Consider the following 13,710-nt stretch of genomic DNA (forward strand, 5'->3'; position numbering starts at 1 on the left):
TATTTCATTAAGCCCGTTTAAATCTTGCTGTTATTTTGTCTAACAACATAAAGAGAATCTCATCTTTTGCTTTGAATAGGATAAGTGCATAAGCTAATCCGCATGCTAACATTGTGACTATAACTTGTAGAATTTGTCCTGAAATTACCGTCTTCACAAAGAATGATATTGGTAAAAACGTTAATGAGTAGAACAGATATTTTAGCTTTTGCATATCGAATAATGTGTAATTCACTTTCAATTTCTTTTTTATATAAATATATTCCAAGGTAATTAATGTACAGTTAGCAATTGTTGTTGTAATAATTGCTGTTGTTGGTGTAAGTACGCGAAAGAATACTAGCGCGAAATTTGATAAAAGATTAATAAAACCGCAGATAAATAAAAAGCGTACTAAAATACTTTCTTTCTTTTTTACGTAAATAATTTGATTTGATAAAATAGATTCAATTCCTACTGCAATCATATAAATTGCAAAAACCATTAATACGTCACCAGCAGCATACTCTTTTCCGCCGTAAATAATAACAGCTCCATGAGCGATAAGCATTAAACCAATGGCAGCTGGGAACAACGTAATGAAATATACTTTTGAAATTTTGTTTAATACTGATTCATATTCTTCGTCAGTTGCATTTCCTGATAAATAAGAAAGTCTTGGAATTGTAACTTGTACAACACTTAACATAAGTGTGTTAATAATAGTCATAATTTGAAAGGCCATTACATAGAAAGCCACTGTAGCTTCTCCATTATTCTCTAGTAGAAAGAGGCGGTCTAATTGTGTATATAGCATATTAGCGTTTGAAAATATAACAATTAACACTAACGGCTTTAAATGTGCAACAATTGTTAAATTAGAAAAATCAAATTTAACTCTACGCTTTACATATATAAAGCTAATAAAATGGTTTAAAAATGTTGATAAGACCAATAAAGTAGCGAATTTTTTATAGTCGTCCACGCCATGAATTAATACGAAAAGAAGTATTACATAAGTAAGTCGAACGATAACAGTTTTCTTCGTAATGAACTCATAATTTTCATGTGCCTCGTTAAACCATTCTACATAAAACAAATTTGAAATAAAATTAAATCCAAAGATGAGTAGTACAGGGAATAAATTCTGGTCACCGTATCCAAGATAACTAAAGAGTACGAATGCCACTAGAGCCAGTATACTTGTTGTAAAGTTAATCACATATAGGCTTGTGAACAGTTGTGAAACTTTTTTCGTATCATTTTTTACTAAGCTGATTTCACGTAATCAATATTGATATACACCAAATACAGCAAAAATGAAAAAATAATTAAAGACGGTTTCAGCAGAGTTAACTGTCCCTATTGAAGTTGGACCGAGTGTTCGATAGGCATAAGGGCCTACTAAAATTGGGAGAATGATATTAAAGGTATTAAGCATTATTTTATAGAAAATATTTGATACAAGTGACTTTTGCATAGTTTCACCTTTCATGTGAGTTATATTAATTAATGAAATAAATACCTTAATGAATCAATTACTACCCGTCGTTAATAACTACAGGTATAATTTTACAGCATACGAACTTTGTAAAGCAACTATTAACTAATTCGGAAGAGAAATAAATAATGCCCCAAATAAGGGGTACGGTACAAACAAACTTGGGGACTTTTAATAGTCTTTTAAATACATTGGATCCCGATAATGAGACGGTATTTTAACCGAAAATGTATAGAACATACAGGGATTTATAACTTGATATAGAACATTAAACGAGGATTTTATACTGTAAATAAGGGGACATACATATGGAACTAGAATCCGAGATTAAAGTAATCGTTTTAGATTTAGATGGTACTTTGTTAGATTCACAAAAGAAAGTGTCCGAAAGGAATAGAAAGGCTATACTGGAGTGTCTGAAGAAAGGAATAAAAGTTATTTTTACTACGGCAAGGGCGCCACGATCAGTTAAAGTTTTTCTTCCTCACGAACTTCAAGACATTGCAACTATGATTTACTACAATGGAGCTTTGGTAATAGATAACGCATTGGGTTACAGACAACATTACCCGATTGAATCAGCAATCACAAATGAAATTATAGAGTTTGTTATTACTCACCAGGCTGATGCATGCCTCTCAGTTGAATCAGAAGATAGATGGTACAGTAATAAAACATTGGATTACAACAAAGCCATGAATGCAGTTGTAAATCCAATTGTAGTTCCATTAAATGAATTAAAAAAAGTTAGTGCCTCAAAATTATTAATTTCACAATATACTCATTATGAAAAACTACAAAAACAGTTTGCACATAAAGTATGTACGCTATGTACCGATGCAGGAACTTTAACTCAAATCATGACAAAAGGTGTTTCTAAAGAACGAGCTGTAAGGGCAATCTGCACTCAAAATAATATCTCTATGGATAACATAATGGTCTTTGGAGACGATTGGAATGATTTAGAGCTATTCTATACGTGTGGTTTTCCAATTGCTATGGGAAATGCAATACCTAAATTGAAAGATGCTGCATATTTTATTACCGATACCAATGATAAAGATGGTGTAGCTCAAGTATTAGAAAAGTTAATTTGTACTGTTAACAACAGTTAATCTGAAAATTGTTATTATTTTTGAATATTACCTAATCCTTGTACTAACTCTTTCTCTAATCCTTTATTTAACCCTTGTACTAATTCTTTCTCTGATTCTTTATTTAACCCTTGTACTAATTCTTTCTCTGATTCTTTCTCTAATCCTTTTTCCAATTCTTCATTCTTCTTACTATGCCCCTCTAACATTCTCACTAATATTTCTGTTATTATCGACATAGGTACACCTTTATCCAATAACATTTTAAGAAATTCAAATATAGAGAGACCTTGTGGGCTAATTGAATTATATTTGTTATTAATATGTTGTTCTATATTTTTTTCAGAAAGTTGATTATCCCTAGTTTTATTTTCAGGAATATGTTTTTGATTATTGTTCACTATACGTGAAGTTATAGTACTTGGAGCTGTATTATTTAAAACTGTAGTATTTAAAGGGTAAAGCCTGTTATTTATGCTTGAACTGATTTTCATCTCTCATTTTCCTCTTTCTTTTGTGATACATTTAATTTGAAAGTGTTATTCCTAGCTAATACAAACGTATAAACATTTCATATTCTTTATGCCATATTGTTATATCACATATCTATTTATTATAAGTATAATATACATTACGTTTAAACTAAATAGAACGGTATATAAATGTATACTGTTCTATTTTATAATGTTTTAAAAATCACTATAAATAGATAAAATTCCATTCTTTTTTGCAGGAAACCTATAGGACTGAAATACGTTTGAATCTAAAATACAAATACGTATGGAATCGATATTTATTGGTTCGTTGCACAAAACCAACATCTCTAGCAAGAGTTCGTAAGATATTTGGGGATAAAAAGCTTTGAATTTCTTGAGCAAATAATTGTAATTCATCAGATACAGAAATAGACATATAAAAACGCCATCCTTTCCTATGATTCTACAGAAAGAATAGCGTATTTTTTCATTTTAGGGAGGGTTTTGTTTTATTAGCTTAATAACATTAGGTTGCTACCTAAATTCTAAAAACACCCAAAAGTATTTTTTAGAGTAAGTTGGGCGTTTTTGAACCAGAAAGGTATATGTTTAACTATAAAACTATAAAAAATTTATCCGGTTTTCCTTTTTGCCTACTTGCTAAATTCAGCAAGTAAAATATTTTTAAAAGGATCAGGATTGTCAGCTTTTCCTAAACTGTTCAAATTGACGGCTAACGTATGCTTACCTCCAAGTGTACCTCCAGCAAAAGTACTAAACCCTGGAATGCCACCTGAGTGCCCCCATATCGAGACACCGTTTGGAAGCCTAGTTTCATAGATTCCAAGACCATATCCGACGATTTCAGCACTTCCTGTAGGAACTGTAGTAAGCATTTGTTTTAGTTGCTGTTCCTTCAGTAATTTACCACTGAGTAAGTAAGAGAAGAATTTGTTTAAGTCGTCAGCAGTAGAAATCATATCTCCAGCCGAGCTACCTATACTTGGATTATAATACGTAATGTCTTTTAGCTCACTTGCTCCGTCTGGTTGGAAATATCCACGGGCATGGTTGGTGCCTGGAATAACGCTTGAATTGCCAGGTAGAAATGTATTTGACAATTCAAGTGGTTCAATAATTCGATTTTCAATCTCTTCCGCATAGCTGTTTCCAGTTACTTTTTCGATAAGGATACCCAGTAATACGTATCCTGTGTTTGAATAAGACCAGCCCTTTCCTGGGGCAAAGTCTGGGGGCAGCGAAAGTCCCAACTTCACTAGATCTTCAGCAGTAAACGATTTATTTCTATTCTTAAAAAAATCAGCTTCTTTTGTCCTTGAGTATTCAGCGATACCACTTGTATGGTTCAATATCTGCCGGATAGTAATCTGTTTAGCATCATATCCGTTTCCTTGAATAACACCAGGCAACCATTTTTCGATGGAATCGTCTAGATTCAGGCGATTCTCTCCAGCTAATTGAAGTACAACCGTTGCGGTGAACGTCTTCGTTACGCTGGCAATACGAAAGCGAAAATCTATTTTCATTGGTTTCTTGGTGCTCAGATTCGCTACCCCAGCGGCATAACCCCACGTTTTTCCACCCTCATAGGTTTTAACAAGTATCCCCGGGAATCCAAGATGCAATGTATCTCGCATTGCTTGCTTGACGGAATTACGATCTCGTTGAGTGCTTGTGTGTGACGAACTAGATACATTTTCAGTGGACTCTGCTTTTACAATTGAGGCTGGTGTTGTGTATAACAGGGAACTTCCAGCTATTAAAAGGGCAAGACTTGCAAATGTAATTTGACTACGTGTTTTCATAAGAAATTCCTCTCCTCTATTCATATTGTATAGGTGGCTGCTTGCTATTTCATGCTAACCACACAGCTATCATCTCTACCAATGACAAAAGGGCAACATGGTATTCGTAATTATCTTCATAATGATTATTTTTACAAACGTCATTCTGTCCTAACAAACGGTCAACCCCTCTTTTTTTACTAAATATATCTTACCAAACCTAATCCCCCTTTCACTCTTCTTTATTTTTTTATCCTACACAATAAAAATTTCTTTTTTCTTATCCATTCCTTACAAATTTCTTACGTTCAAAATAGCTTCTATAATAGGATAGAAGGAGCATCTGTTTCCGAAAACGCAAAGTATTTTCTAATAAATGTATTAAATAAAAAAAACACAGAAGTTTTCCACTTCTATGTTTCTTTTTTCGTCTTTTAATTGTTAAAGATTCGATTTACTCCGAACATTGTTAAAATTACTTGTTTCTAAGCCGAAATCTATTTAACCTAAGGAGGTACTTCACATCCATCAACTTAAGAAAAATAAACGCCCTCAAAACGAAAAACCAAGCTGACTTTTCAAAGGAACTACCTGTAGAAAAAGTAAATGTTCATTTAGAGGGATATATTAAAACCTTAGCTTGATAGCGATGTGGTGCTACCCCTTACAGTAAGAATAAAACAATATTTATTAACCCTATAAAAGTTTTGTCTTTATATTTGTAATATATAAGATTTTTTAACTTATAAAAAAGAGTGACATGCTATTAGTATGTACACTCTCATTTTGCTAATATTAGGATTAAATATCTTTAAATTTTATAGTTGCAACTACTTGAGCATGATCAGACTGTGTTTTATTTTCAATATCATCACATTTTAAATGCCTGTCAAGCACTTTATATTCACTTACTCGACCAATGTATTCTTCATTTTTCTCATTAAGTGCATTAGATACAAAAATAAAGTCTAATACGTTTCCTAATTTCCCATAATAATGTGTAGGCAATCTTTTTTCTCCACTTTGATTTGGAGCTAAGTCAAAAGCATCATAAAGTTTATAATCGTAGACAATTTTTTGTTCCTCTTTAGGAATTACTTTATTCCCTATTTTTAAAAGTTTTTCTCTATTCGTTAATGCTTCTATAGGAATAGAGTGTTCATCATCATTTAGATCACCAAGTAGGATAATTGGAAATTCTTTATGATCGTGTAGAGTTTCTGAAATTTCACGATATAAGATTGCCGCTTCTGTCCCTCGTTGTAGTAAAGATGCTACATGTCCCATTGACCGTGCACGTAAATTTTCTAATATTTGTTTATCCCATGTCTCACTAGGATTAAAAACAATATCTTTAACAGCTGGTTTTTTTGATTTTAAATGTGAAACATAACAAATGACATCCCTAGAGCTATCAATACGTATCGTAGCTTTTATAGGGATTCGACTGAACTTAAAAGTTTTTCCTAAGAAAACTTCTTCTATAATTGAATCGGGAATTTCAACTGGACTTACTGAGAGTATTGGATATTTCGAAGCTATAGCAACCACAGGTTTTATAAATACTAATGGTTCATTTATATCTGTAACAGGAGATTCGACTGTTGTAAAATGAGTAAACCCTACTTCCTCAACTAAATTTCTCAAAGCATTTGTACTGAATACTTCTTGAAAACCAATAACATCACATTTCATGTCTAATATTTGTTTTTTAATCCATTCTTTTTTCATTAACCAATCAGCATCTGAATAGAAACTATTTGGCTCATACCATTTGTAAGGAGGTTCAACAAATTGATATAAGTTAAATGTTCCAAAACGAATTTGCATAAACTTTCACCTTCTTTAGTTATGTAATTATACCCATTGGATAGTTATCAATAGATGTGTATAGCACCACTCAGTTAGACACTATATTATAAAAATCAATCACTGGGATCACTCTGTTTTTTATTAATCCAAGCTTATACAGGTAGTGCATAATAGAATTTAAAACCAATTAGAGCCTTGTACCAAGACCAACTTTCTCTTATAGCGGTGATTTTCTCTGTATATTTGAAGAGCTCGTAGGTAGTTTCTAAAGAAAACCCCCTCCCCAATTCACAGAAATCCCTTTTAATACTAATCAAACAAGCCTAATTACTTAACTTTTGAACCCATCAATTATTCTCAAGTGTCAATGTTAAAACGTTCTTAACACCTGGAACTTGTGAAATTTCAAGGAGTGCATTCCCTAAATAAGAAGAAGATGTTGCTGTGACATGCAGGATTACTCCCCTAGCAGGTGGTGTAACGCCGATAACCAATTGTTTTGTATTTCCTAAAGACATACTTCTTAATGCTTCTGTACTAATGTTCTGTCCTTCAACCAAAATTAAACTTTCAATCATATTGTATCCTCCTAACTGCTACTTTAGCTTTTAATGACGTTCGGTTAAACTTAAAACCTTTTTCAACCGATAGTTCTTTAGTAGTGAAATTGGGTACTTTAACTGGATTTTTTAAAGCTATAGCAACTATTGGTTTTATAAATACTGATGGTTACTAACATGTTTCACAAGGTTTTCTACTTTTTAAAATGAGTAAACTCTAGATCCCCAACTAAACTTTTCAAAATTATTGTGCTATATGCTTAGCTTCATCAACTGCTCTAGAAGTATCTACTAGACCAAATCCCGTTGCAAGATCGGGACCCTGATGAGCAGGATTATTTTGTTTGGAATGACCTTTTATTACATCTCGTGCAGTTTTCTTTAAAACATCTCGGATTTGAAAAGGTGTTAGTCTATTATTTACCTGTTTTAATAATGCGCATATTCCAGCTATCTGTGGTGCTGCAGCTGAAGTACCACTAAAGGCTGCCCAGCCATCTAAAGAAGACGTTTCATCGCCTTGTGGATGTTTTTTTCCTGCATTTTGTTCATCGTATTTCCTCCCTGGTTCAACTGGAAGCATTATATAGGCACCTATAGGTTCGAGACCGCATAAGCCACATATATCAGGGACTTGACGTTCTGAATATATTATACTTTTGTAACCGTTCGCAAATGGTGTAGCTTCCATAGAACCATCCTTTGCTACAAAAACACCTCCAACAGAAATTACATCCGGATGTATTCCAGGAAAAGATTCTCCTGGGGTATTACCACTTGCAAATATAACTGTAATACCTTTTCTTACAGCAGCTGCTATCTTCGCTGCAAATAATATTTGTGAAGCTGATAACCCATTTGGAGGTGTAGGAAATCCCCAACTACAGGTGATAATATCAGGATTTTGTGCTACTGCTGTTTCGAAGGCACCCATCGTTACAAACTTGTTCATTTTTACCATTGTAAAATCCACTTCTGGTGCTAATGAATATACATTAACAGCTTCACCTGTCCCATGCCCTGTTTCATCATGTATTGGTTCAGATGCTTCTGGTCCAAGAATAACTGGATTCAAGTGATATTGTCTTTTAGTAAAGAACGGATGTCTATAGAATCCTGAATCAACCATGACAACCTTTATCCCTTTTCCTGTGATTCCAGATTGTTGTGCTCTTTTTGCTAAAAGATGCTGAACTAAATCATGTGGAGGTTCTAAATAATAGTAATCTTTTTTAGGTGGATCAGGAGATACACTTCCAGGTGTTTCTAATCGCTCTAAGGTTGCACTGTTAGATGGCGAATGTAAAAATGCTCTTTCATTAATTGCCACTCCCTCTAAAACATCTGCTAAATCACTATTCTTTGTATCAATTAAACCCAGCATCTTTGAATTTGTTGAATCTAGTATTGTTGTGGATGTTTTTCCTGTAACGCCTTGTACTTCACGTTCTTTTGTAACAATATTAGTATGAAAAACCTTCTCGAAAATTACAGGAGGAGCAGCAATTGAAATTGATGTTTCTCCTATTGTTAGCACTTGAAATCCATTCTCTTTTAATTTTTTTACAGCTTTTTGTATTTTATTTTTCTCGGAATAGAAGTTCTCAACTGTTTCACTTGTAATATCTTTTGATGTTGTAAATACTGATTCTCCGCCTATTGAATGAACAGATGCCTCTGCATAAACAATTGATGGAAGTTCAGATGTAATTGAATTTTGCAAAATAAAAAACTCCTTTAATAGAATTAAGTATGTACTTTATAGGATTCTAATGCAGTACATTGAGCATAGAACTGATACGCAGTGAGTACATCAATAGCTGCCATTTATTTATTTATAGTCGTTTCCTTTTTTAAACGTACGATATTCTCTCCATCAAATTTAGAAATTCACAGAAGTTACATTAATATAACCTCTTCCACTACTTTACTTGCATCAATGCGTCCCCATCCATATCGATTGTTCCATCCTTCTCCTGCAGGAGGATTTTTCCTCGCTGTTTTCATTAAGATATCACGTAGTTGATCTATCGTAATATTGATACCTTTAGATTTAGCTTCAGCGAAAATTAACGCGATAACCCCTGTTACTGCTGGTGCCGCCATACTAGTCCCCGACTTTTCAGTTGCTTTAACAACAGTACCTGACGCTGCAGCGGTTACATTATGACCAGGAGCACTAACCTCAGGTTTTTGGCGATTATCTCTTGTTGGTCCGGAGCTTGAAAACCAGGAGAGTGGTGCATCAGGAACATGAGCATCATAGGAACCCACGACAATGCTTTTGTGTCCACAAGAGAGTGACCCTAGTGTATGGGTATTATCATGTGGAGGACTAAAGCTAGATTGACCTCGATCATCTCTTTCAATCCAAGCATGAAATTTACCGTTATTTACTGAACTACCATGAAGACGAACCGTCCAAGTGCCTGTAGGTAAATTTTGTTCTAAGAAAATACCAATTTGATTATCGTGATTGTTAGGATCACTTTTTCGATTAGCCATAAAAATCAAGGTTTCTCCTTCATTATTTAAAATGCTCCCATTTTCTCCAAGCGGAACACTACCAAGACTTTCTCCGTTCGATGTAATAAGTTCTACAATAAAATCATCAGTACCGTCGTACCATATTTCAAGCTCATTTAATGTAAAATCTCCACTGTTAACCTGCCAATGCAAATCGACAAAGTTTCCTTGGGACACAGTACCACTGGCATGAATACCATCATCATATGAATTGCTAGCTGCAATAACTATAGAGCGATTAGATTTTTCAATTAAAAGATTATCTATGCTCTGTTCAAAAAGGGACGTTCCATCATGGGGACCACCATTGGTTCCTAAGCTAATATTGATTACACAAGGACGTTCTCCAGCTGTATCCAAAATATATTTTACTGCATCAAGAAGTTGTGCAGAATCTCCAAGTGTAGAACCAACAACATCCCTTCCTCCCCATGGGATATCATTTGCAGCTAGCTCTACAAACACTAAATCTGCACTCGGAGCCACACCAGGAGTACCCGTTCCTTGACCATTTCCCGCAGCAATATCCATGACATGTGTGCCATGTTTGTACCCAGGTGGATTTGGTGGATTGGCTGGAAAAGACCCACTAGCAGGGTAACCCAGGGTTTTATAGGGCCTAGAAGAAGTCAAGGCATTATTAATCTCTTCTCTAGTGAAGACTCTGCCATATGGGATTGAGCTATCATTGATTCTTTCTGCAGCCTGATCCCAGATAGTGAGTATTCGAGTAGATCCATCTGTATTGCGAAAGTTTTTATGAAAGAAATCACAACCAGAATCAATTATGCCAACTACTACTCCTTGCCCCCCATGATCTCTTGCCACACCTGGTGGTAGGAGGTCATTCCTAGCACCAACCTCTTCAATAGTTTTTTTTAGTGCCGTTTGAACAGGTTGTGCAGCTTTTAAACTAATCACAGTAGGTGATTGTCGGATTGCCTCTAATTCATTTACAGACACTTTAGCCGTCACGATTTGACTTGATTTATCAGGTGCTGAAGAAATTGGATTTGTTTGATGAACACCAGGAATGTTACTCCATTCATTAATGTCCTTTACTTTCGCGATGACAGATACGTCTTTCGCAGCATCCGTGCTAACTTCTCGCATTTCCACTTCTCTTTGACTTTGTTCAATAATTCTTTGAAGTCGAGGGTCTATACTCGAAGGGATTTGTGCCGTTGTCTTTCTTAAACGCATAGGGTCTCATCCTTCCATTTATAGGATTTATTGCTCTCTAAGTAAGTATGGTTTATATTAACTAAATTTATGTAGGTCAATTAAGCGTTGGTTTTTATCTATCATAATGTTGTATGTAGTCATTTATTAATAGAAATGCAGAAATTTATACACGAAAAGATAACTAATCATATATTAAACATTTTGGACTCAAAAATGTTTAATATACGAAATCTACGCACAATTGTAAGAAACCTCCAAATAAAAAAAGAATCATTGAAACAACGATTCTTTTTTATCCCATTTATAAAAATTTATATGTCCTAGCTAACTTTGTAATATCCTACATTATCCAAATATTAACTTGATTTATCCATACCAGGTAAGAGGCATATGACTTATTTAACTACTTTACAAAGACTCACTTTGATAACTGTACCCTAACATTGTTATAGAACCTAATTGATTATAAGATTCGGTCCACGGATCCATTATACTATCATTTCCTGTTAATGCAGGATGAAGATCTGGATGTTGTTTTTGCCAAATATGCCACAAACGATCAACCTCAGCATGATGCAACCAGAACACAGGATCTGAAGGTGAGTAACTTGTATCATTCATAATTCCACCTACCCATGCATGAATCTGATTATGAGCTGGAAGTCTAGAGTTATCAGATCTTCTTCCGAAACCCTCTAAGCCATACGTAAATTTCGTATATCCGTCTACATTAGATCCGGGTAATTGCTGTTCAAAGCTATTTATGATGAAATGAATATCACTAGATGAAGGTTTTAATTCTGATCCTGATAATGTTCTTGGAGGTACAGGGCCACCGGTTCTTGGATCAGGAAAAGTCAAAAATTCTTGTAACCATTCTGGAAATGGATCCACCCATCGCCAATATGGAACAGATATTAAGGTTTCTGCTTCTGGACGTAACAAACGATCAGCATTTTGTAGTGCCTCCTCAAAGGCTAATAAGTATCGTCGGTGCCATCCTAAAAATCTAAGTAATCCAATTGGCCCCATACTGCCGTGCATATTATGAGACATATCGGCATGAAACCCAACTAAATCATTATAAATCCCATCTTGAATTAATTTATTAACAGCATTCTTAAATGCAGCTACATCATTCTCTTCAAAATTCTTTTGATCTTTGCGTATTATTTGAACAGCCGCTTCAGCAGTAATATGCATAAATTCAGGCTCGATTTCATCTGTACAATCAGTGCTAGAAAATAAAGATTCCAACTCATCACCAGCTTTTTCTGAATCAAGATAAATTTCCGAAAAAAGATTAAAATGTTTGTGTGCTGCGTGTTTCCAAGTCATGTTATTTACCTTCCTTTTTTAGAACTCAGTGTAAATTCTATTAAATAATAAAATTTCACTTCATTATTAACATGACTTCTTTTATTACAAATTATCCTTCTACATCATCACTTTTATATTAAAAAAAAATTGATTATAATTTAAAAATGAAAAGTGGCTTTATGATTCAAATAAGCGATAACCACCTTGAATTATCTTAAAAATACACGGAATTTTCATCCTGTAGGTGTTTTGAACTACCCCCACTTTCACTTCGTTTAGAAGTGAAAGTGGGGGATTCCTAAGTCAAGAGTTCTATCGAACTCTAATTGATTAGGCTAACCCCGCAGTCCTTGCGGTTAGAAGCCTTATTGCTTCATTCTTTATATTGATACTTGCGTTAATATCCCTATCATGGTGTGTACGACAAGAAGGACAGTCCCATTTACGTAGGTTTAGATTTTTAACGTCTTTGTTTTGATATCCACAACAGGAACATAATTGGCTGGAAGCAAATGTTTTCGATACGACAATGACTTGTTTGCCATACCATTTTGTTTTATATTCCAACATGGTTCGAAACTGTGACCAAGATACTTCGCTAATTGCTTTTGCTAACTTACGATTTTTTAACATATTAGATACTTGCAAATCCTCTATACCGATAACATCGTGGCTTTTGATGATTTCAGTTGAGATTTTGTCCAAGTAATCTTTTCTAGCATTTGATATGTATTCATGAATTCTAGCTACTTTTACTCGTTGTTTATTCCAGCGAGATGATTCTTTCATTCTTCTAGAAAGAACACGCTGTGCTTTCGCCAACTTATCTTCTAATGATCGGAAAAACTTCGGATTTTCATAGGGTTTTCCATCTGACAAAATGGCGAAATCTTTTAGTCCTACATCTATTCCAATGTAAGAATGTGTTTTCGGAAGTTCTTGTACTTCTGTTTCAACTAATAGTGACACAAAATATCTACCAGAAGGGTTCCGTCTAACTGTAGCATTTACAATACGTCCCGTTATTTCACGACTTTTGGCAAATCGAACAAGACCTAGTTTTGGCAATTTTATTTTGTTTCCTACAACGGCAATGTTTTCATTTGTTTGTTTTGTGGTGTAAGATTGTACGTTGTTCTTCTTAGATTTAAAGCGCGGGGCGCTGTTTTGTTTTTTGAAAAAGCGCGTATAAGCATCGGCAAGGTTGCGAGCAGACGACTGAATCGCAATACTATCCACTTCTTTTAGCCAAACAAACTCTTTCTTCATGGCAGGGAGTTTGGCAGAGCATGTACCATAGGTAAAGCCTTTTCCTGTCTCTTTGTATGTGTGATCCCATAAGGATAGGAAATGATTAAATACAAAGCGAGAACAACCAATCGTTTTGTTGATTAGAATTGCTTGTGCTTGATTTGGATAGATACGAAACTTATAGGCTTTATTGATCATCAT

At 34.4% G+C, this 13,710-nt stretch carries 9 protein-coding genes and 1 pseudogene; 1 reads left to right on the forward strand and 9 read right to left on the reverse strand.

Annotated elements, in window-relative coordinates:
* Window positions 1-7: 7 nt before the first annotated feature.
* A pseudogene (locus tag MNO09_RS01165) lies at window positions 8-1,459 on the reverse strand (oligosaccharide flippase family protein).
* 329 nt (window positions 1,460-1,788) lie between these two features.
* On the opposite strand from MNO09_RS01165, the gene MNO09_RS01170 reads away from it, so the two are divergent.
* Window positions 1,789-2,595, forward strand: coding sequence for a Cof-type HAD-IIB family hydrolase (locus MNO09_RS01170; protein WP_070169414.1), 807 nt, complete (start codon window positions 1,789-1,791; stop codon window positions 2,593-2,595).
* A 14-nt stretch (window positions 2,596-2,609) separates the two neighbouring features.
* Here MNO09_RS01170 and MNO09_RS01175 read toward each other — a convergent pair whose 3' ends face one another.
* The 8 genes from MNO09_RS01175 to tnpB form a co-directional block, all read right to left on the reverse strand.
* The gene (locus MNO09_RS01175; RefSeq protein ID WP_070169415.1) at window positions 2,610-3,068 is read right to left on the reverse strand and encodes a hypothetical protein; all 459 of its coding nucleotides are present in this window, start codon (window positions 3,066-3,068) and stop codon (window positions 2,610-2,612) included.
* A gap of 635 nt (window positions 3,069-3,703) precedes the next feature.
* The gene (locus tag MNO09_RS01185) at window positions 3,704-4,876 is read right to left on the reverse strand and encodes a serine hydrolase domain-containing protein (protein ID WP_070169422.1); all 1,173 of its coding nucleotides are present in this window, start codon (window positions 4,874-4,876) and stop codon (window positions 3,704-3,706) included.
* A gap of 780 nt (window positions 4,877-5,656) precedes the next feature.
* Window positions 5,657-6,685 (reverse strand): endonuclease/exonuclease/phosphatase family protein, encoded by a 1,029-nt coding sequence (locus MNO09_RS01190; RefSeq protein WP_070169421.1) that lies wholly within the window; start codon window positions 6,683-6,685, stop codon window positions 5,657-5,659.
* A gap of 329 nt (window positions 6,686-7,014) precedes the next feature.
* Window positions 7,015-7,245 carry a hypothetical protein gene (locus MNO09_RS01195; protein ID WP_070169420.1) on the reverse strand — a complete coding sequence of 77 codons (231 nt, stop codon included), beginning with the start codon at window positions 7,243-7,245 and terminating at the stop codon, window positions 7,015-7,017.
* Window positions 7,246-7,471: 226 nt separating this feature from the next.
* The gene (locus MNO09_RS01200) at window positions 7,472-8,950 is read right to left on the reverse strand and encodes a S8 family serine peptidase (protein WP_070169419.1); all 1,479 of its coding nucleotides are present in this window, start codon (window positions 8,948-8,950) and stop codon (window positions 7,472-7,474) included.
* Between the two features lie 176 nt (window positions 8,951-9,126).
* Window positions 9,127-10,956 carry a S8 family peptidase gene (locus MNO09_RS01205; protein ID WP_070169418.1) on the reverse strand — a complete coding sequence of 610 codons (1,830 nt, stop codon included), beginning with the start codon at window positions 10,954-10,956 and terminating at the stop codon, window positions 9,127-9,129.
* Between the two features lie 390 nt (window positions 10,957-11,346).
* Window positions 11,347-12,276 carry a tyrosinase family protein gene (locus MNO09_RS01210; RefSeq protein WP_070169417.1) on the reverse strand — a complete coding sequence of 310 codons (930 nt, stop codon included), beginning with the start codon at window positions 12,274-12,276 and terminating at the stop codon, window positions 11,347-11,349.
* Between the two features lie 312 nt (window positions 12,277-12,588).
* Window positions 12,589-13,710 (reverse strand): IS200/IS605 family element RNA-guided endonuclease TnpB, encoded by a 1,122-nt coding sequence (gene tnpB / locus MNO09_RS01215; RefSeq protein WP_070169416.1) that lies wholly within the window; start codon window positions 13,708-13,710, stop codon window positions 12,589-12,591.

The organism is Bacillus sp. N5-665, from assembly GCF_022637375.2.
In the GTDB taxonomy this organism is placed as follows: domain Bacteria; phylum Bacillota; class Bacilli; order Bacillales; family Bacillaceae_G; genus Bacillus_A; species Bacillus_A wiedmannii.

Excerpts from the sequence above, each read along its gene's own strand:
- MNO09_RS01170 (WP_070169414.1), top strand. The coding sequence starts at position 1,789 with ATGGAACTAGAATCCGAGATTAAAGTAATCGTTTTAGATTTAGATGGT.
- MNO09_RS01175 (WP_070169415.1), bottom strand. The coding sequence starts at position 3,068 with ATGAAAATCAGTTCAAGCATAAATAACAGGCTTTACCCTTTAAATACT.
- MNO09_RS01185 (WP_070169422.1), bottom strand. The coding sequence starts at position 4,876 with ATGAAAACACGTAGTCAAATTACATTTGCAAGTCTTGCCCTTTTAATA.
- MNO09_RS01190 (WP_070169421.1), bottom strand. The coding sequence starts at position 6,685 with ATGCAAATTCGTTTTGGAACATTTAACTTATATCAATTTGTTGAACCT.
- MNO09_RS01195 (WP_070169420.1), bottom strand. The coding sequence starts at position 7,245 with ATGATTGAAAGTTTAATTTTGGTTGAAGGACAGAACATTAGTACAGAA.
- MNO09_RS01205 (WP_070169418.1), bottom strand. The coding sequence starts at position 10,956 with ATGCGTTTAAGAAAGACAACGGCACAAATCCCTTCGAGTATAGACCCT.
- MNO09_RS01210 (WP_070169417.1), bottom strand. The coding sequence starts at position 12,276 with ATGACTTGGAAACACGCAGCACACAAACATTTTAATCTTTTTTCGGAA.
- tnpB (WP_070169416.1), bottom strand. The coding sequence starts at position 13,710 with ATGATGATCAATAAAGCCTATAAGTTTCGTATCTATCCAAATCAAGCA.